21 protein-coding genes are annotated in these 19,770 nt (G+C 46.1%); 14 read left to right on the top strand and 7 right to left on the bottom strand.

Annotated features, from left to right (window positions below; genetic code table 11):
* Positions 1-183: 183 nt before the first annotated feature.
* Positions 184-1,149 carry a c-type cytochrome gene (locus LL912_RS19615; RefSeq protein ID WP_235555305.1) on the bottom strand — a complete coding sequence of 322 codons (966 nt, stop codon included), beginning with the start codon at positions 1,147-1,149 and terminating at the stop codon, positions 184-186.
* A gap of 117 nt (positions 1,150-1,266) precedes the next feature.
* Here LL912_RS19615 and LL912_RS19610 point away from each other — a divergent pair, with 117 nt between their 5' ends.
* A complete protein-coding gene (locus tag LL912_RS19610; RefSeq protein ID WP_235555304.1) occupies positions 1,267-3,141 on the top strand; it encodes a M23 family metallopeptidase in 1,875 nt (624 codons plus the stop codon).
* Positions 3,142-3,164: 23 nt separating this feature from the next.
* Positions 3,165-3,632 carry a thioredoxin-dependent thiol peroxidase gene (bcp, locus tag LL912_RS19605; protein ID WP_235555303.1) on the top strand — a complete coding sequence of 156 codons (468 nt, stop codon included), beginning with the start codon at positions 3,165-3,167 and terminating at the stop codon, positions 3,630-3,632.
* A gap of 20 nt (positions 3,633-3,652) precedes the next feature.
* On the opposite strand, the gene LL912_RS19600 is transcribed toward bcp, so the two are convergent.
* Positions 3,653-4,333: a Uma2 family endonuclease gene (locus LL912_RS19600; RefSeq protein WP_235555302.1), complete on the bottom strand. Its 681-nt coding sequence runs from the start codon at positions 4,331-4,333 to the stop codon at positions 3,653-3,655.
* On the opposite strand from LL912_RS19600, the gene LL912_RS19595 reads away from it, so the two are divergent.
* The gene (locus tag LL912_RS19595) at positions 4,317-4,658 is read left to right on the top strand and encodes a DUF4157 domain-containing protein (RefSeq protein ID WP_235555301.1); all 342 of its coding nucleotides are present in this window, start codon (positions 4,317-4,319) and stop codon (positions 4,656-4,658) included. The genes LL912_RS19600 and LL912_RS19595 overlap by 17 nt on opposite strands.
* Positions 4,659-4,709: 51 nt before the next feature.
* On the opposite strand, the gene LL912_RS19590 is transcribed toward LL912_RS19595, so the two are convergent.
* Positions 4,710-5,486, bottom strand: coding sequence for a biotin--[acetyl-CoA-carboxylase] ligase (locus LL912_RS19590; RefSeq protein WP_235555300.1), 777 nt, complete (start codon positions 5,484-5,486; stop codon positions 4,710-4,712).
* A 93-nt stretch (positions 5,487-5,579) separates the two neighbouring features.
* Here LL912_RS19590 and rsfS point away from each other — a divergent pair, with 93 nt between their 5' ends.
* A complete protein-coding gene (rsfS, locus tag LL912_RS19585; RefSeq protein ID WP_235555299.1) occupies positions 5,580-5,987 on the top strand; it encodes a ribosome silencing factor in 408 nt (135 codons plus the stop codon).
* Positions 5,988-6,058: 71 nt separating this feature from the next.
* Positions 6,059-8,131 (top strand): ATP-dependent zinc metalloprotease FtsH, encoded by a 2,073-nt coding sequence (gene ftsH / locus LL912_RS19580; protein WP_235555298.1) that lies wholly within the window; start codon positions 6,059-6,061, stop codon positions 8,129-8,131.
* A gap of 241 nt (positions 8,132-8,372) precedes the next feature.
* Here the strand turns inward: ftsH and LL912_RS19575 are convergent, their stop codons facing one another.
* The gene (locus LL912_RS19575) at positions 8,373-8,963 is read right to left on the bottom strand and encodes a hypothetical protein (protein ID WP_235555297.1); all 591 of its coding nucleotides are present in this window, start codon (positions 8,961-8,963) and stop codon (positions 8,373-8,375) included.
* 119 nt (positions 8,964-9,082) lie between these two features.
* Between LL912_RS19575 and LL912_RS19570 the strand changes: the two genes are divergently transcribed.
* The 5 genes from LL912_RS19570 (at position 9,083) to LL912_RS19550 (ending at position 13,150) form a co-directional block, all read left to right on the top strand.
* A complete protein-coding gene (locus LL912_RS19570) occupies positions 9,083-9,724 on the top strand; it encodes a LutC/YkgG family protein (RefSeq protein WP_235555296.1) in 642 nt (213 codons plus the stop codon).
* 14 nt (positions 9,725-9,738) lie between these two features.
* The gene (locus tag LL912_RS19565) at positions 9,739-10,155 is read left to right on the top strand and encodes a gamma-glutamylcyclotransferase family protein (RefSeq protein WP_235555295.1); all 417 of its coding nucleotides are present in this window, start codon (positions 9,739-9,741) and stop codon (positions 10,153-10,155) included.
* 174 nt (positions 10,156-10,329) lie between these two features.
* On the top strand, positions 10,330-11,106 hold the full coding sequence (locus LL912_RS19560; protein WP_235555294.1) for a UDP-2,3-diacylglucosamine diphosphatase: 777 nt from the start codon (positions 10,330-10,332) through the stop codon (positions 11,104-11,106).
* Entirely contained in the window at positions 11,103-11,912 is an 810-nt protein-coding gene (locus tag LL912_RS19555; protein WP_235555293.1) for an NHL repeat-containing protein, read from the top strand. Before LL912_RS19560 ends, LL912_RS19555 begins: the two co-directional genes overlap by 4 nt.
* A 122-nt stretch (positions 11,913-12,034) precedes the next feature.
* Positions 12,035-13,150: a mechanosensitive ion channel family protein gene (locus LL912_RS19550; protein ID WP_235555292.1), complete on the top strand. Its 1,116-nt coding sequence runs from the start codon at positions 12,035-12,037 to the stop codon at positions 13,148-13,150.
* A 99-nt stretch (positions 13,151-13,249) separates the two neighbouring features.
* Here LL912_RS19550 and LL912_RS19545 read toward each other — a convergent pair whose 3' ends face one another.
* Both LL912_RS19545 and LL912_RS19540 read right to left on the bottom strand, forming a co-directional pair.
* Entirely contained in the window at positions 13,250-13,771 is a 522-nt protein-coding gene (locus LL912_RS19545) for a thioredoxin family protein (protein WP_235555291.1), read from the bottom strand.
* 116 nt (positions 13,772-13,887) lie between these two features.
* Entirely contained in the window at positions 13,888-14,571 is a 684-nt protein-coding gene (locus LL912_RS19540) for a MerR family transcriptional regulator (RefSeq protein WP_235555290.1), read from the bottom strand.
* A gap of 600 nt (positions 14,572-15,171) precedes the next feature.
* Between LL912_RS19540 and LL912_RS19535 the strand changes: the two genes are divergently transcribed.
* From LL912_RS19535 to LL912_RS19520, 4 genes are read left to right on the top strand one after another with little or no spacing between them, the layout of a single operon-like run.
* Positions 15,172-15,885 (top strand): prominin family protein, encoded by a 714-nt coding sequence (locus LL912_RS19535; RefSeq protein ID WP_235555289.1) that lies wholly within the window; start codon positions 15,172-15,174, stop codon positions 15,883-15,885.
* A 35-nt stretch (positions 15,886-15,920) separates the two neighbouring features.
* Positions 15,921-16,565 (top strand): hypothetical protein, encoded by a 645-nt coding sequence (locus LL912_RS19530; RefSeq protein WP_235555288.1) that lies wholly within the window; start codon positions 15,921-15,923, stop codon positions 16,563-16,565.
* Positions 16,547-17,356, top strand: coding sequence for a sensor histidine kinase (locus tag LL912_RS19525; protein WP_235555287.1), 810 nt, complete (start codon positions 16,547-16,549; stop codon positions 17,354-17,356). The genes LL912_RS19530 and LL912_RS19525 overlap by 19 nt, the downstream gene beginning before the upstream one ends.
* On the top strand, positions 17,346-17,978 hold the full coding sequence (locus tag LL912_RS19520) for a response regulator transcription factor (RefSeq protein WP_235555286.1): 633 nt from the start codon (positions 17,346-17,348) through the stop codon (positions 17,976-17,978). Before LL912_RS19525 ends, LL912_RS19520 begins: the two co-directional genes overlap by 11 nt.
* 227 nt (positions 17,979-18,205) lie before the next feature.
* On the opposite strand, the gene LL912_RS19515 is transcribed toward LL912_RS19520, so the two are convergent.
* Complete coding sequence (locus tag LL912_RS19515) at positions 18,206-19,672, bottom strand: S41 family peptidase (protein WP_235555285.1); 1,467 nt, start codon at positions 19,670-19,672, stop codon at positions 18,206-18,208.
* Between the last annotated feature and the right edge of the window lie 98 nt (positions 19,673-19,770).

Here is a 19,770-nt window from a genome sequence, read left to right as displayed (position 1 = left end):
TACAAATAAGTACGCCTGCTTTAATGACCGCCGTTTGATTTTTAAAGTTGACAATACAGATTGCCCGATGTGCAGTTTTTGGGATTTTCAGCATCGGAAGACCTCAAGAAAAACCGTATTTTTTGAAGCACTGCAGTTGATCAGCGTCTTATAAACGATCAAAACCATCATCTTATTCTGTTGCTATTTTGTTTCCGCAAATATCACCACCCGGTTATCCATCGGTTTAATGGTTTTGAGATACGCAAAGATCGCTCTCAGGTCACCCTCGGTCATGCCAGCATACATGCTCCAGGGCATAATGGTATTGAACTCATTTTTTCCAACAGGATGCAGGCTTTCCGGCCGGCTGAATGCTTTGAAACGGCTAACAAACATGCTATCCGACCAGGCGCCGATACCGGTCTTAGCATCCGGTGTGATATTGGGTGTATGCAAAACACCGGCCGGCATCACAAATTCCCTTCCCCCGCTGAATGCTTTTTCCGGGATGATCTGTCCTTTTTTAACCGGTGTATGACATTCCACGCAGGCCGCAATGGTTACCAGGTATTCACCGCGTTTTACAATATCAGTCGTATCAGGTCGCTGCATTGGTACCGCCTTTTTTGGAATGGTATTGATGATGAAGTTCAGTGGAAAGTCGATCTTCCGGGCAGGGGGATCGCTTTTTTTAGGTGTTAGGGTTCGCAGGTACGCAATAATGCTCAGCACGTCCTCCGGATCCATTTTTCCATAATTTAAATATGGCATTACAGGAAACAATGCTTCACCGCTCCGGTTAACACCGGTAGTAATGGTTCGGTAAATCTCTCCATCGGTCCAGCCGGAAAGATGATATGGTGTTATATTTTTAGAATAAAAGGTGCCCGGGAAACCCATTTCAGGACCAAAATATTCACCACCCACACCGGTTGACCCGTCCGTTACCGGCCCCGAAAACCGCGTCCAGTCTCTTGTTGAATGGCAGTCCATACAAACGGCCACATGATTGGCCAGGTACCTGCCTCTTTCGATTCGGTCCGGCAACGGTTTCGCCTGTACATCAGGGGCTTTTCCTACCGCAGGTAATAAAAATTTAAGATACCCCAGTGCGGCTACGATCACTATGATAATGACAAGGACCAAAAATTTTAGGAAACGTTTCATAAAGCAGTGGATTTACATCCCTAAATGTAATCCATTTCCAGGCGGAAGGGGCCCGTATCACTAAAATTTGGGATGGGCGGGACGCCAATTCTGCCTGTTTCCCCTATTTTTGAACCGATGGCAAAGCATTTTATCTTCCCGCTGTTCTTGTTAGCCGGTTTTTTTTCGCATGCCCAACTTTATAAGAAACCGGTGTATCCGCAAAATTATTTTAGGTGGCCAACATTACTGAGCCCCGATATTGTTGCCAATATGGGCGAGCTGCGTCCCAATCACTGGCATATGGGACTGGATGTGCGAACCAACCAGAAAGTGAATCAACAAGTGGTAGCTGCGGCAGATGGTTATATTGCTTTTGTAGGTATTGAACCGTTGAGCTGGGGGCGCTGGATCATTATCAATCATCCCAACGGATTGTCTACCCTTTATGGTCACCTGAATGATTTTCGCCCCGATCTTGAAGCCTACGTAACCAACCATCAGTACCAGGAAGAATCCTGGGAAACGCATCTGGATATTCCGCCCGGGAAATTCCCGGTGAAAAAGGGCGACTTTATCTCCTACAGCGGTACCACCGGCGGTTCTCAGGGACCTCATGTACATTGGGAAGTGATCGATACCAAATCAGGAAGACGATTGAATCCTGATCTGTTTGGCACTCCGTTTAACGATATTTATCCACCCGTTGTGGCGAAGCTGGTCATGTACGATCGCAATAACAGTACGTATGATCAGTACCCAGTGAGCATTCCCGTTCACAGATCCGGTTCTGCCTACACGGTGCCAGGTGAGCTGCTCCAAACCGCTTTCAACAACCTGGGGTTTGCCATACAGGCTTACGACACCTGGAACAGCGCCGGTAACCGCGATGGTATTTACAGTGCCCAACTCTTTTTCGATGGCCGGGAGGTCTCCAGCTTTTACATCGACAGCATCGGCTATAACAGCACGCGGTATATGAATTGCCAGATTGATTATAAAATGAAGGCCAACGGCGGCGCCTGGGTACAGCATCTTTCCAAATTGCCCGGCGACCGGGGCGGGGTTTATTATGACCTGGGATGGAACAATAATACCATCCGCTTAAAAGATACCAGCGAGCATGATGTACTGATTCTGGTAAGTGATACCCGGGGTAATTCCTCCACGCTTTCTTTTAAACTAAGGAATAGCGGCACAGCACCGCCTGGCATTAAACCTTATGAATGGTTGCCCAACCGGTTGAACCGGATTTTCAAATACGACTTTGAGGCCTACCTGCCCATGTTTGTCTTATATGATAAGATGAACTCCGGTTATGCCCGCTTTGCTTCCGGTGGCGGAAGCAGCATTTCGGCAAGGCATAAACTGGGAGAAAATGACATTCCGGCGCATAGCGACTTTGAGGTACGCGTCAAACCCGAAAAACCTGTAGCACCGGAAGACCGCGACCGGGTGGTGATCAAAAGAACCGGCAGCAGCAATACAGTAAAGAAAGCCAGCTGGAACGGGGAATGGGTCAGTGCTCTTTTTCGCGATTTCGGAACCTTTGAAGCTTTTGTTGACAATACTCCTCCTTCCATCAATTCGTTGGGCAGCGGTGAAATTGTCAATCTCAGCCGCAGTTCCCGGATCGCTTTCACACCCACCGATAACTTCGGTGTAGCCGGTTTCCGCGCAGAAATCGACGGCCGCTGGATCCGGTTTACCAATGACAAGGGCCGGACCTATCTTTACTATTTTGACGAAAAAGTCCCTCCTGGTGAACATACGCTTACTGTAACTGTTACAGATATTGTCGGCAACAAAACCGAGCGAAGCTGGAAGTTTAGAAGAGGCGGCGGATCCGTTGCAGATGAACCGGTACGGGAGCGGTCTAAAACCAGCACCAGGAAAGCAGCCTCCGGCAAACATACGGTTACAAAAAAACAAAGCAGTACCCGTTCTAAAACAGCTGCAAAAACGGCTGCCGGCAAGACCACAAAAAAGACCGCCGGCAAGAAGAAAAAATAAGATCAAAAACTGTTTACAATTATATGGCAACGCATTTAAAAGAAGGAGACAAAGCCCCGGCATTTACAGGTACCGACCAGGATGGAAACAAGATCTCCCTGAAGGATTTTAAAGAACAAAAAGTGGTCCTGTATTTTTATCCTGAAGATGATACACCCACTTGTACCATACAAGCCTGTAATTTACGCGACAACTACGCATTGCTAAAAAAAGAAGGCTTACAGATTATTGGCATCAGCCCCGACGACGAAGCAAAACATAAAAAATTCGAAAAGAAATTTTCGCTCCCCTTTCCACTCATCGCTGATCCCCGGCATACCATTATTGAAAAATACGGTGTGTGGGGCGAAAAGCAGATGTTTGGAAATAAGTATATGGGTTTGCACCGGACTACTTTTGTGATCGATGAAAAAGGCATCATCCAGAAAATTTTCCTTAAGCCCAAAAGCGCCAGTCACGCGGAAGAAATCATCAGCAAGCTGAAAAAATAAACCTTGGAGAAGCCCTTTCCTTAAACGGTTAATTTAGTGCCTTCATAAATTTTATCGATCGGAATGGTTGTGTCAATCGCCTTGATGCATAATGTTTCGCCCGGTGTTTTATACTCTTCCAGCTCCCAATGTCCTGTAGCATTAAGCCGGAAGACTTCTATGCCGATGCTTTCGGAGTCGCTCAGAATGTACTCTTTCAATGTCCGGATATCACGGTATAATTTAAATTTGCTGCCCCGGTCATAGTCCCGGGTAGACCTTGAGAGGATTTTAATTAGTACCGTCGGCTGAATAATGGTATCCTCACCTTCGGGGGAAGGAATCATATCGCCGCAAATAATGGAAATATCCGGGTAGGTAAACAAGGTGTTCTCAGGAATATGAATCCGCATATCACTTCCAAAAGGTCTGCACGGTTTCCCCTGCAGCCGCATATACAATTGCCCCATCATATTGGAGGAAATAATGTTGTGGCGAGCACCTGCACCAGCCATAGCAAAGATCCCGCCTTCGTAGTATTCGTGTTTTTTATCTGAAGCTTTTTCCATTTCCAGGTATTCGGGAATGGTGTAAAATGCTTTCTGGTAAGCAGGTGCCGGTTCATTTAAAATATGATCTTCTTCCATATTTGCAAGGTACTCTTTTTTATGGCGGAATTTCTGCCGTATTTTTGAACCATTAAACATGCTTTCTTTCCGCATTAAAGAAAATTCATTCATCGCCCGGCTGGGAGCCCGCAAACTGAAAACAGGAAATATAGCGATGGTCATTGGGCATACCATTCATTTATACGGTGTTACCCAGGCTGTATTTCTTGCAGATGAACGCTGGGTACGGCACGAGCTGAAGCATATTGAACAATACCAGCGATATGGAGTATTGAAATTTTTGTTCAAATACTTTGTACAGTCTGTAAAATACGGGTACTACAACTGTCCGCTTGAAAAAGAAGCAAGGGCAGCCGAACACGATGCAACGATTCTTGCCCGGTTTGAATTAAAAAAGAACGATTCAGCACAGGCCTGATATACCGGATACGAAGAATGCGATTATTAAAACAATCTGCGTATACGGTGGTTAACCCCTACCCATCAGCCAGCTCAGCTCTCCAAAATCATATACCTGCTTCGGAACCCCTTCAAGCTCCAGCCGGCCATCCCTGCTTACCGCCTTTACCACCGCAGAAAACCGCGTGCCGGTCTCATCCAGGAACCTTACCTGTTCATTCCGTTTATATAAACTGCGGTTATATTGTTCAATCAGAGTGGTAAACGTTTCCTCAAAACCCGCATCCAATGCTTCAAACCGGGTAAAAATACGTTTCGCTAATCCGTTGGCCAGTTCCAGACAGTCATAGTTTTTCCCGGTTATCTGTTTCAATGAAATCGCCTGTTTCAGTTCTTCCGGGAAGTGATCCTGGTTGATATTGACCCCGATTCCGGCCACCGCCCATTTCCATTTTTGTCCGGTAACGATGTTTTCAATCAGCATCCCAACTGCCTTTCTGTCTTGAAAATAAATATCATTCGGCCATTTTATAAACCAGTTGCCAGGCGCCAGATCAGCTAAAAACGCGCGGGTTTCCACGGCAATCATCGCACTGAGTGCAAATAAATGATCCAATTCCAGGCTTTTAGGCGCTAAAATAAGGCTCAGGTGAATGTTCTGCCCGGGTGCTGTAACCCATTTTTTCCCCCGCTGCCCTTTGCCGGCCAGTTGTTCATGTGCAAAAACGCCCATACCATGATATGCCAAACCTTCACGTATCCGGCTAAGGGCATAGTTATTGGTACTGTCTACCTGCGGCAATTCAAGGACAGCAGGAAATTGGGCGGCTTCTGCCTTTTTTTGCATCAATATTTGCTATTTTTGAACAAAGTAAATAAGTTTAAGGATACTGTTCCTGTAAAGGAGCCGATTCCCGTTAAAAAATATAAATTCTTCTATTTGGAACCATTAGCATCGCTAACAAAACGTAAAATTTCCGGTACAGCCAGGCTTACAAGAAATTCTAAAATTTTCAAGACGATTATTACTGCCATCCAGGAAAAAAAAGGTGAGCATATTGTTTCGCTGGATCTCAGGCAGATAACCGAAGCCGTTTCAGATTTTTTTATCATTTGCGAGGCAACAAGCGGTCCCCAGATCAAATCGATCGCGGATAACATTGAATACCGGGTTAAAGAGGCAACCGGTGAAAATGTATACCAGCGTGAAGGCATACAAACACTGCAATGGGTATTAATGGATTATGTGAACATCGTGGTTCATATCATGCTGCCCGAACAACGCAAATTCTATAACCTGGAGGAAATGTGGAGTGACAGTAGTGTAAAAGAGCACAAAGAGCCTTGATTGAGGAAAAATAGTAATACCTCTTTAAACATTTCAATAAAATTTGCCTTATAGTATCATAATTACAGAAAATGTCTCAAAACAATTATAACAGACAAGAAAAACAGCGGAATAACCCGTTTTCACCGAAGCCTTCGGGCAATGGAGGCGGTAATGAACCCAAAAAGGTGAGATTTGGCAGCTATTGGGCATTTATTATCATCCTGGCCATTATGCTGGCCCTGCAATTCCTGAACCCGTTTGGCTCCAGCAGCAATCAAACTAATTTTCAGGATTTCAAAAAAATGGTGCAAAAGGGCGATGTTCAGAAATACGTGGTGATCAACAACCGGAATGTAGTGCGTGTATGGCTGAATAAAGACAGCATCCAGAAATACCCGGATCTTGCAAAGCAAACCAATCCCAAATCGACACTAGGGGCATCCAACGACCCGCAATTATTCTTCAAAATCACCAGCGGTGATAATTTCCAAGAGTCCATGGCTGATTTCTACAAAACCCACCCGGAGGTAAAAGCACCTGCGGCGGATGTGGATGAGGACAGTGATTTCCTGGGCCGTTCGATCAGTTTTATCCTGCCGTTTCTGCTACTCATCGGGGTGTGGATCCTTATGATGCGTAAAATGGGCGGTGGTGCCGGTGGCGGTGCCGGACCCGGCGGTATCTTTAATATTGGTAAATCGAAAGCAACGCTTTTTGACAAGGGTACCCGGGTAAACATCACGTTTGCAGATGTTGCCGGGCTGGATGAGGCCAAAGTGGAAGTCATGGAGATTGTTGACTTTTTAAGAAATCCTAAAAAATACACCAGTCTGGGTGGTAAAATTCCCAAAGGCGCCTTGCTGGTAGGTCCCCCCGGAACCGGTAAAACGCTTTTAGCAAAAGCTATGGCCGGTGAAGCACAGGTACCTTTTTTCAGCCTGAGTGGCTCCGACTTTGTGGAAATGTTTGTAGGTGTAGGCGCCAGCCGGGTACGCGACCTGTTTAAACAGGCCCGTGAAAAAGCTCCCTGTATCATTTTTATTGATGAGATCGACGCTATTGGCCGGGCCCGTGGCAAGAATGCCATGATGAGCAATGATGAGCGGGAAAGTACATTGAACCAGATGCTGGTGGAAATGGACGGATTTGGTACCGACACCGGTATCATTGTACTGGCTGCCACCAACCGTCCGGATGTATTGGATTCTGCACTGTTGCGTCCTGGCCGTTTCGACCGCCAGATCACCATCGACCAGCCCGACCTGGCCGGCCGTGAAGCCATCTTTAAAGTACACTTAAAAGAAATTAAGACCTCCGAATCGCTGGACATTCACAAACTGGCAGAGCAAACGCCCGGTTTTGCCGGTGCTGATATCGCCAACGTTTGTAACGAGGCGGCATTGATCGCAGCCCGTAAAAACAAGAACGGGGTGGATATGGCCGACTTCCAGGATGCGATCGACCGGGTTATTGGCGGTCTTGAAAAGAAGAATAAGATCATTGCGCCCCATGAAAAAGAAGTGATCGCCTACCACGAAGCCGGTCATGCAGTAGCAGGATGGTTCCTGGAACATGCTTATCCCTTACTGAAAGTGACCATTGTTCCAAGAGGAACAGCCGCGCTGGGATACGCGCAATATACACCCAAGGAGCAGTACCTCTACCGTACGGAAGACCTGGTACACCGCATGTGCATGGCCCTGGGCGGACGTGTAAGCGAGCAGATCTTTTTTGGAAAAATATCCACCGGTGCCGGAAGCGACCTCGAAAATGTAACACAAATTGCCTACTCTATGGTTACCGTGTATGGTATGAGCAAAAAAGTGGGCAATGTAAGCTTCTATAACCCGCACCAGGATACTTCCTTTACCAAGCCGTACAGCGAGGAGACCTCTAAGCTCATCGATGAGGAAGTACGGGCCATCATTGCAGAATGCTATGATAAAACCGTATCGCTGCTGACGGAGAAGAAAGACCAGGTAGAGATCATTGCAAAAGCGCTATTAGAAAAAGAAGTGCTGTTCCAGGCGGACGTGGAAGCGTTGATTGGTAAGCGCCCGTTTGAAGAAAAAAAGTTACTGGCGGATGAGCCTCCAATCGTTCCTATTGAGCCGGTACCCGGTGGAGTACCGCCCACCAACCCCAATCCGACGGCAAATTAACCAGCCCGTAAATAACATTAAAAGCGTTGTTCTTTTTACAGAAACAACGCTTTTTTATTGGACAGTCTTAAATGCGATCGTACTTTAACCGGCTTTATCAGCTTTTAATGGCAAACCTGGAGGTATGATTTTGTACGCCTTCCCTGCACTTCGGGGAAACCTATCGGACACGCACAACAAAACGGTCCCTTTTATAAGGTTACAACCTTTTTTCAGGGCCCGTCTTCAATTCAACGGCCGGTCATTCTTCACAGGTAAGGATCCGGCTAATAGTAATACTGTCCGTCGCACTATACAACCGGCCTGCGGTTCTGACCATATTGTCGATCCTGTCCTGTTCCAGATGATACTCCGGATTGGCAGATTCCAGTTTTTTTATCAGGTGATTACTGTTAAAATAATACCGGCACTGGTATTTATATGCTGTAGGGTTAGCCGCACCGCCGTAGGCATTATCCAGATATATAAAAATCAGTGCTCCGTCCCGAAAATAATAATCTTCCTTCCATTCACCGTGGTCCTCGACACCATGATTGTGAATCTTTACCAACTTTCCATGATCATAATAGTACGTGGTGGTACCTTCCTGGTAAGGAGGCTCGCATTTTTCGGGGCTTCGCCAGCTAAACTGCCTGGATGTTAACGGCGCTTTATGGATGCGTTCGAATTCGGACCGGATGCCGGCCACCAGGCGGGCCGTGTCTTCGGGGATCGAAGCCTGAGCTGCAGTGCTGTCCTTTACGGAACCGGCTTCTTCAGTTTTTTTTGCGTCACCTGTGCCGCAGGATCCGAAAAACAAAACCATCCACAAAACAGAAAAATAGTGCTTCATACTGTTCATTTGTAGCCAACAAGATATTACATATCCTGCAGAAATCGCACCCGTCCTTGTTTTAAAATATTGTAAGCCGATTCCATCCGCTACGTTCGCTAATTAACTAAATTCGCACTGTGATCAGATCCTCAAAAGATACCGTACTAAAGAAGATCCGGGAAGCATTGAGCCAGCCAACACCCATTCCTTTTCCCAAAAGTGAGGGACAATCGCTGGTTTTTCAGCCGCTTCACCAGGAACTGGAGATCGAATTTGCAGAACGTTTTACTGCACTCCAGGGCCAATTTGCCTTTTGTTTAAGCCGGAAAGAATTGATCAGCCAGTTTCATGCATTATTATCGAAAACCGGCTGGCAAAAAATATATTGCCAGGAACCGGAACTGGCGGTACTGGTTGGCCAGCAGTTGGAAATCAGCAACAACCCCGCAGATCTCGAAGGCTGTGACGTAGCCATCACCAGCTGCGAGTACCTGGTAGCCCGTACAGGAAGTATTGTTATGAGCGCGGCACAGCGCAGTGGACGTAAGACCAGCGTTTACGCACCGGTTCATATTTGCATCGCCTACACCAGCCAATTGGTTTTTGATGTAAAAGATGCATTAGAAGGATTAAAGGAACGGTATGGAAATACAATACCCTCCCTGATGACTTTTGCCACCGGCCCCAGCCGAACAGCAGATATTGAAAAAACCCTTGTGGTAGGTGTGCATGGTCCAAAAGAAGTATTTGTTTTTTTAATTGACGACACCTCGGAATAACAACACCTACTTATATGCAAAGCAACTACCTGTTTGTATACGGCTCCCTGTTAAGCGGGTTCAAAAGCCCGGCCTATGAATATATTGCCCGTTATTTCGAATTGCTCGGACCAGCCACTGTAGCCGGAACCTTATACGACCTGGGTGAATACCCGGCCGCCCTTCCGGACAGTAGCGGCCGGAAGATCATCGGGGAACTCTACAAAATCCGCCATACACATCAGCTATCATACGCCATTGCCCAACTGGATGGGTATGAGGGGGTGAATCCTGAAGCTGGCGAGACGGCCGATTATAAACGGGAGCTTTCGCAGGTTTTTCATAACCAGGAACCTTTTGAAGCCTGGGTGTATTGGTTCAGCCATAATATTAATGACAGACCGGTTATTGAATCGGGAGATGTACTGGAATACCTGAATTCCAGGAGATAGGTATCCCGACGTTCGTTAAATACAGTTGCCGGGTCCTCGGAAATCGGATACGGATCGATTGGTGAGTACTCCCCAGCACGTACTTAAAAGGCATCGCTACATCCGCTTAGCCGGTACATGTCAACCGGTTCTTTCCTCTTTATAGATTACCTTTGCGTAAATTTATACATCAATTTGCAAGCAGGTAAACATATTTATTTCCTTTCCGATTTTCACCTGGGAGTTCCCACCTATGAAGACAGCCTGGAACGCGAAAAACTGTTGGTCCGGTTCCTGGACCAAATTAAAGACAAAGCTGCCGAGATCTTTATTGTAGGCGATATGTTCGATTTCTGGTACGAGTACCGGCATGTGGTGCCCAAAGGCTATGTGCGCATTTTGGGTAAGTTAGCCGAATTGGCGGACATTGGCATCCAGCTTCATTTTTTTGTGGGCAACCACGATATGTGGATGAAAGACTATTTTCAACGGGAACTGAATATGCCTGTTTATTTTGAGCCAAAGGAATTTGATTGGAACGGAAAGCAATTCCTGATCGGCCACGGAGATGGCCTTGGCCCGGGGGACCATGGCTATAAGCGACTAAAAAAGATCTTCCGGAACCCGGTTTGTCAATGGTTGTTTGGTATACTGCCGCCCATGGTGGGTATCGGAACTGCCAATTACATGAGCCGTAAAAGCCGGGCCAAAACCGGCAGTACGGAAGAAACCTTCCTGGGTGCAGACCGGGAATGGCTGATCACCTACTGCAAAGAACAATTGCAAAAAAAACATTACGACTATTTCATTTTCGGACACCGCCATTTGCCCATCGACTTTCGTCTTACTGCTACCAGCCGCTACATCAACCTGGGTGATTGGATCCGTTTTTTCACTTATGCCGTTTTTGACGGAAATGATCTGCAGCTGATTTCTTACCTGAATAAAGAAGAAAAAATAATCCGCAGATGAAGCGCCCGTCCTTTTTATTAATCATTGTTTTATTACTGTATGTAACAGTAAATGGCCAGCTTTCCGTGGAAAAGCTGCGCAGCTTACCGGGTAATTACACCTTCATGGCAGTAGATAACCTGGAGAATCTATATCTGCTGAACGCCAATAACCAGCTAAAAAAACTAAATGAAAAAGGAGATTCAGTTGCAGTGTACAATAACGTAAAAAAACTGGGCACTGCCTCCCTGCTGGATGTATCGAACCCTTTACGCGTACTTTTATATTATAAGAATTTCGCAACGATTGTAATGCTGGACCGGGTATTGTCTCCTGTAAACAACATCGATCTGCGCCGGCAGCAAATCTTCAATGCAGAAGCCGTAGGTCTCTCCTATGACGGAAAGATCTGGTTATATGACAACATGGAGAATGCTTTAAAAAAAATTGATGACAACGGCAATATCCTGTCCAAAACACCGGATTTCCGCCAACTTTTTAGCGAAACGCTTACCCCCCTGCAGGTCATCGACCGGAACAAGTTGATCTATCTTTATGATTCGACCCAGGGCATTTACACCTTCGATTATTATGGCGCCTATAAAGGCCGCATTGCCATTACGCATTGGCGCAATCTCCGCATCACTGATAAATATATCTACGGCAATGATGCCGGCCGGTTCTACCGGTACACCCTCAATACGCTCAAATTTGATGAATGGCCGATTCCTGCCGCTATACAGGGTAAACGGCAATATGTTTTTGAAGACGGCCGGCTGTATGTATTGGATGCAGATGGGCTTTCTGTTTATTCCCTTCGGCTATAGTCAGGATGCATGCTTTGATGACTGCATGTGGTATTTTTCTGTTTAGTGGTTCTATACACCATATCGCCGCAGACGCCGGCCGGCAGAGCTTTAATCTGATCATTAATTTTTATTTTTGTTTCATGAATGCGTTCTTAGACCAGGTTTACTTTAATAATTCGATACGGTCCTATATTGCTGTAGGAGCCACAATCCTCCTTGTGCTGCTGTTTAAAAAATACATTGCACATTACCTGGCCCTGGCGATTTTCAAAATACTGAAGATCCGGTGGAAGAATATTGATTTTCCAACCTTCCGGGCGCTGGCGACCAAACCCCTGGGGCTTTTTTTCGCAGTGCTGATCACAGTCACGGCCCTTGACAAACTAACGCTTCCTTCAGAACTGGAGTTTTCGCTTTATAAGATTACCTTCAGGGAATTGTTGCGGATGACAGGCACATTCTTTATCATTTTTACCTTCTTCCAGTTTATCATAAAGATGATTGACTTTGTGATGCTGATGGTGCAGGGGGTTTACATGAAGGAACAAACGGGTCAGGGAACCCACCAGCTGATTTTCTTTTTTAAGGACCTGATTAAAGTACTGGTAGCGCTTATTGGTTTGCTTTTTATACTAAAATACACATTCAACTACGACATAAAGGGGTTGCTTACCGGTTTGAGTATTGTGGGCGCCGCGGTTGCCCTGGCGTTAAAAGAAAGCCTGGAGAACCTGATTGCATCTTTTATTATCTTTTTTGATAAACCCTTTGCTACGGGAGACGCCGTAAAACTCAATTCTGTTTCCGGAGTTGTGGAAAAAATAGGTTTAAGAAGCACCCGCATCCGCTCAGATGACAAGTCGTATATCACTGTACCTAACAAACAAATGGTAGACAGTGTCCTCGATAACCAGTCGAACCGCGTGCAGCGCAGGGCCGAACTAAAACTGGAGGTTTCCTCCTCCACCAGCGCCGGCGCCATTGAACAACTACTCAACGGCATCCGAGAGATCCTGAGCGGGGACGGCGTTCTTTCTGCTTCTGCATTTGTAACAAGCATTACAGCAAACGCCATTCTGATCAATTGTGAATATTTTACCGGGGCTAATGCACGGGAGTTTAATGTGATCCGGGAACGGAATACGCTGAAAGTACTTGCCCTACTAGAGCAGCTGAATATTGCCACAGCACAAAGTGTAAGTGATATTAAGATCATCCAGGACACACCGCAGCATACAGCCGCACCGGAGCATTAAATTTTAACAGCTTTTGAATGGCGTATGCAGGATGGCCTCAGGTTACGTGCCGCGGTAAAAGGACCCGCTTTCCAGCGTTTCAGCATCAATGATCCGGACTTATTTTACCTTCTTAATGATATCAGCCAGTTCTACATCGAACCTGCCGGTTTCGCCATATTCAACCACACGGCCCAGTTCCGTATCATGATGATAAACGATAATCGTAGGCACCCGGGTTACGTTTAAATTTTCCGCAATTTTCCCCTTGTCCTTCTTGCTCCGGTCAACGGCCAGCAGGGACACTTTCTCTTTATCAAAACCGGCTTCCTCCAGTATCTTATAAAAACGGGGAATCACATAGTGTGAATCCGGACACCAGGTACCCATAAATACCTTAAACCAAATCTGCTCTTTGTTCTTCTTCACCGTCTTTACTACCTCCGGTCGGGGCTCATAAATTTTTTCGCCTTCAGCAAACCACTTAAAGGTTGTATCAGCCTTTAGCAAGCTGTCTGTAATATGCCCCCGGTATATTTTTTCCTGCTTGCCGTTATGATCCTCCAGCGCCACTTCGTATTGCTGGGCCTGACTTAGGATTGAAACACATGATAAAGCAGCTGCCAAAATAATTTTTTTCATACAATTTACCAATTTCACAACACAGGGACGCATGATCCCTGCACCAACGTTGTACCACAACCCAAAAAACCATGTTGAAATAAAAAAGGTCCGTCTTTTATACGAACCTTCAATGATCAGATCCCGGCTTTGAGTTCGAGGAGAAACCCCCGGATCCGCTGCAGCGACTGCACTGCCGCAAATTTCTCATCTGCCTTTTTATGATTTTTTAAATATTCCTTGGCTCCCTCAATGGTAAATTTCCGGCGGCGCAACAGGTCGTAAATCAGGAAAAGATTTTTTACATCCTGTGGCCGGAAAAAACGGTCCCCTTTCCCATTCTTTTTCGGCTTTAAAATATCAAATTCCGATTCCCAGTACCGGATCAGTGAGTGGCTTTCTTTAAACATTGCGGTTACTTCACCCATGCTGTAATAATGTTTTTTAAACAGCTCCTCCTCGTCCGGCATTTCCACGGCATCAGCTGCAATACTGTTCTCCCGTACAGACCTCCGTCCCCGCGTTCCCGGGGGCCGCCGTTCAGGCAGATCAGCGCTTTTTTCACTTTCGTCCGCGGCTTCAGGCTCCTCATCATGATCCGGATCTTCTGCTGTTATCACCGCATCTTCCGGCAATTCATCTTCCCCGCCGGTCACAACAGCTTCCTCCTGTGCCGGTAGCACCGTCTCCTCTTCTGTTACCTCCAGCTCAATCGTTGCGGGTGGCCTCAATATGTTCTTTTTGGGCTTTGGTATCGGCTCTACCTTTTCCACTTCATCCAGAAATGAAAAAGCGCCCTGGGGTTGTGCTGGTTTTGTCATGAGTGGTACAAATCTGATAATAAAAAATAAAAGTAAACAATGAAATGTTAAGGCATCTCAAAAAATACCCGTTGTTGCAATTTAACTTTTAATGCAGGGATCTCCAAAGTATTTTATCCCCTCCATCTCTATCAAAAAAGGGGCCATCCTGCATTTCGCAGGACGACCCATTGGAGTTTTTAGCGTTTAGCTGTTTGACTGAATTTCCGATAAGTCAGGGCATGTATGTTGATTGATTGCGTTTTTCAGAGACTGGCTTTATGATTGCATTGCTTGATGTTTGCACTTTTTTGTTGCCAGATACACCATCCGTTTTAAGGATACCGTTTACTGTTCTGCATTACAAAGATGCAACGCCGGCCTGCCACTGCCTATGGGATAAATACCCAATTTCAGGGGGATTTTCCCTGATTGGGTTGCCGTATTTTTACGGGTAAACTTTCCGGCCGGCACAAATCAAACAACAAATGCATATTATTGATATTAAGCCCTTTATAAACCAACGATTGCACTCGCAACAAACTTATTTTTTATCATTCGGTATTTGAATCTAGCTTTATCCTGCCATATCAAACAATAAAAAAACTAAAACCATTTATTATGAAACGATTTCCCTCTTTGTTACTGTTCCTGGTCATGCTTGCCGGGCTTATTTACCTGTTTTTAGAAAACCGGAAATTGCGGGAATCCGGCAGTAATGATACCCGTTTTTTTGTATCGGAAGGCAGTGTGAACCCCAAAGATATCCGGCTGAATTATGTACATCTTGACAAAGCGCTGGAGATGACCAAAACATTCCGGGAATTTCAATACCGGTTCATTACCGAAGGCCTTAACCGATACCTCGGCAATAAACCTGATACCATACAAAAGACTACCTTCTGGGATTCACGGCTGACCACATTTTCACTGGACAGTATCAAAAAACTGGTATATACCATGGATGAACTGGTACGGAATGGGAAACTGGTGAAACCCGATGGCGCAAAAGTAACCAGCTCTGAACTCGGCTTAAAGATTTACGACGCAGCATATCCGGGCCTTCAACCTGGCAGCGCAGATTATGCCAGTCTCAAAGGCCGTCATACCCTGATTCTGGTGCCCGCTTACAAGGATTTAAAAACAGCACAATATCATGATTTTCTTCCCTCAGGTAAAATTCCGGACAGAGGGAAACAACTGCACCCCTTACTGACTGCGGGTCCTAACCGAAGACTGGTAACGACAATGAGCTTCCTTCCTCCGCCTCCCGCCAGCACCGAAGAAGTTGGGTTGAACCAGGGCGGCGCCTGTCCTCCCCCCAGTGTGGAATAATGAACAATCTTTTGACAGTATAAGGCTCCGTAAAAATGATCTCCTTCTATATCCTGATTTTTTTAGAATGGACCGGTTTTTTAACGGGACTGTTTTTCTTAAGAAAGGGTGACCGGGATGCAGGGCTGATCGTAGCTTTCCTCGCTTCAGTGGTCATTGCCGAAACATCAGTATATTTTGCACGCATGTTAATGCAGCCGGATCCCCTGGTACGTTTTACCAATATCTGGTACAACTGCATGCTCCCGGTGCAGTGTATTTGCCTGCTGTTATTTTTCTACCGAAAAACCAGGCTGGTTTACTGGAAACATGCCATCAGAGGGTTTATAAGCGTCGTGCTCTTTATCACCCTGCTGCAATTCATCGCGGGGGATCCGCATCAGTTCAATACGTTTAACTATACCCTGGAGGCTATTTTTATCTCCGCGTGCAGCCTTCATTACTTGTTTGAGCTGATGAACAGCGAGGAAATTGAGGAAGTGACGCGGGACCCGTTTATGTATGTTTCCATCGGGTTGCTTCTGTTTTACCTGGGTACTCTTCCCTACAATATTACCAAGTTTTACCTGTTTGATACCTATCGCGGGCTGTTTTATATTTACTACTACCTGTTCTTTGCCTTTAATTATTTTTTATATGGTATTATAACTTTTGGATTCCTATGGGCGAAAAAGAAATAAATGTTTTTTTCCTTTCGGTGATTCTGACCGTATTGCTGCTTGTAATGGCCGTATACTTTATCATTATCAGTATCCGCCGGCGGAATATCCTTTATAAAAGGGAGCGGGAGGCCAATGCCATCCTGCACAAACAGGAGCTGCTGGAAACACGGCAGGAAGTACAGGAGAAACTGATGCAGAACATCGGCAGTGAATTACACGACACGATCGGGCAAAAACTGACGCTTACGTATCTGCAGATGGAAAACACGCTGCAATCGGATGATATGGACGACATCAAACGCAGGATCGCGGCGCAGAATGTGCTCATCCAGGAGTCGCTGAACGAGTTGCGCAGCATCAGCAAGATGCTGACCACGCAAAACTTTTCCGATTTCAGTTTTGTACACTACCTGGAAAAAGAAATGGCACGAATCAATGAAAGCGGGCTCTGTCAAACATTTTTTTCCTGTCACCGGGATGTATCCGGATTACTGAACGAGCATACCAACCTGTCTATCGTGCGTATTTGCCAGGAGTTTATCCAAAATAGTTTAAAACACAGCGGCGGTACCGCCATCGAGATCGAGGTGGCATTAGCCGGGTCGGTACTCAAGATCGCCTGTTCCGACAATGGGAAGGGGATCGATTGGGATCGGGTGGGCGGCTACCGCATCAGTGGTGGCAGCGGCCTGCAATCCATTGAGCGGAGGGTTCAGAGCATTGGCGCCACTTGTCATTGGAGCTGCAACAACGGTACGCAGTTGCACATTTCATTACCTTTAAACAAAATCCCCGAACATGAGGCATAGCATTGTCATTGTTGACGATCATGTACTGATTGCACAGGCGCTGTCGACCATGATCAGCTCCATTCCCAATTTTGATGTGTTGTATGTATGCAGCAGCGGCAACGAAATGATCGAACGGTTCCACCATCCCAAAAATATCCCGGACGTAGTGATCCTGGATGTGCAGATGCCGGTAATGGATGGTTATACAGTGGCCCAATGGTTGACTGAACATCATCCGGGCGTCATCGTGCTGGCATTGAGCATGCAGGACGATGATGAAAAGATCATTAAGATGATCCGTTCCGGCGCAAAAGGTTATTTATTAAAAAGCATCCAGCAAAAAGACCTGGCCCACGCCCTTAATACCATTGTGAAAGAAGGCATCTTTTACAATGCCAAGGTAAGTAAGGCCCTGGCCAATGATTATATCAAAAAAGAGGTAACACAGCAGGAACTAAGTCCCAAAGAGCGGGAGCTGATCCCCTGGCTTTGTTCCGATGCCACGTATAAAGAAATCGCAGCCTCCGTTTTTTTAAGCGCACGTACCGTAGAAAGCTATGCCACCAATATTATGGAAAAACTAGAGGTGCGGAACCGGGTTGGGCTGGTACTGATTGCCGTTAAAAAAGGCTGGGTCTGACGACCCCGCACGGCAGCTGCCAATAAAAGCAGTCAGCTATTGACCTTCATCTATCAGCACACGATTAGCGGTACGCGCCTGGTAATACGCCGGTATCCTTTTTATTAAAACAAGTAACCACACATTGCCTGTGCGGACACAAATCCTGCCTAATATTGATGCCGGTTCATTATAAAAGGCCCAAAGGCTGTAATAACAGGTTCGCAAACACAGCGACACCGTTGTTTTTAATATAGCAATCCCTTCCGGGTTTCGATCATTCCTTTAAAATGCATATCCGGCATGGGATTGCGGATCATCAGCTTACGGCTGCTGGCAGGTTCTTTGATCGCCGTCCGGCTCATGAGAGGAGCAGGAAGGGTAACGCCCAAAACTCTCAATGCCCTGCGCAGGTAGATCTCATCCGTATTGCCCCAGTCTTTGGAAAAATCCTCGTATTTTTCACCGGACAACACTACAGCGGCATCGCTTGGGATCATTCCGTCAAAAAAATCACCTTCCCCGTCTTTATTCTTCGACCAGATTGATACCGCATACATATCAAACTTACCAACGGGCATACCTAGAAATCCCACTGGTTTTCCATAGGTAGTATCGCCTACCAGTTTTACCGTCATATAAGGCTTTAGCACATTGATCAGCAATTCGCTGGCAGATGCCGTTTGTCCGGATCCGATAAAGGCCACGGAGGAGAGATTGAGTGTTTTTGCTTTTTTAAACGGCGTGGCAGCAAGGGCAACCCAGGAATCAAAAACGGCTCCCCATGAGTAATCGGCGCCCGGTACCATCCTCGTTTTTAGATAATTGCTATACCGGTGTGCTGAAAGGTTGCTATTAAAATTATCCGTGTACATCAGGTTCGTTTCCGTTCCCACAGAAGAGGGGGCGATCAGGTTAGCCAGGTATTCTGCTGTTTCAACAGCGCCTCCTCCATTATATCGCAGGTCTACCACCAGGTCCGTAATACCATTGCTGATAAAATTATCGAATACCGGGTCCACATAGGGCTGCGCTTTATTTAACCGGATAAACTGGTTAAACACAATGTATCCTACTTTTCTTCCGGACAGGTTCAGGATATTGCTGTACAAAACGGGATTGATATTAAAATCAGCGGCGTTTACTGTAACTGTCACAGAGTTGCCATCCGGCTTTTGCAGTGTCAGGGAACTGCTGTTGCTATAATAGATACCATTGATAACCCGGGTTACATTAGGTCCGCTGCCATCATAACTGATATTGGCGTTCCCGTTAATAGCCGTAATCCTCCAGGTGCGGCGGATGCCCTGCAAATAGGCCGGAGAGCCGGGATAAACAGAAATCACACGCAGATCATTCAGCGCATTGTAGTTTACATCCATTCCAAAACCACCCGATACGCCACCGATCTCGCCGGCAACGGTGCCATCATCCAGGAAACTGTACTTATCCAGGTTCTTTCCGTTTTGTTTTTTAAAGCTGATCAGCGCATTGAACATGTCTTCCGTTTTGGCATAGCTGTTAGGCTTAAACGTTGCCGAATCGGGGATCACATCATTCCAGAGGTACTGGTCCTTAAAAAGAAAGTACATGGAATCATTTACACTGGGCACTTTATTTTCCGGTGGAGTTGGCTTATCATTTTTCCGGCAGGCAACCAGTACCAGGGAACATACAAAAGCAATTAGCGCGGTTCTGCTCAAAATGGTGGTCATAAGACGTAGTTTAAACTTTAAAAATAGTCAATTTTGCCAATAAACGGGAAAGTATTCCCATATGCCGATTATCTTCCCTTGCAGTCTTTTTAAGTCAG

The organism is Niabella agricola (genome assembly GCF_021538615.1).
GTDB lineage: Bacteria > Bacteroidota > Bacteroidia > Chitinophagales > Chitinophagaceae > Niabella > Niabella agricola.
The sequence above is the reverse complement of the archived record's forward strand: the minus strand, read 5'-3'. Positions and strand labels throughout refer to the sequence as shown.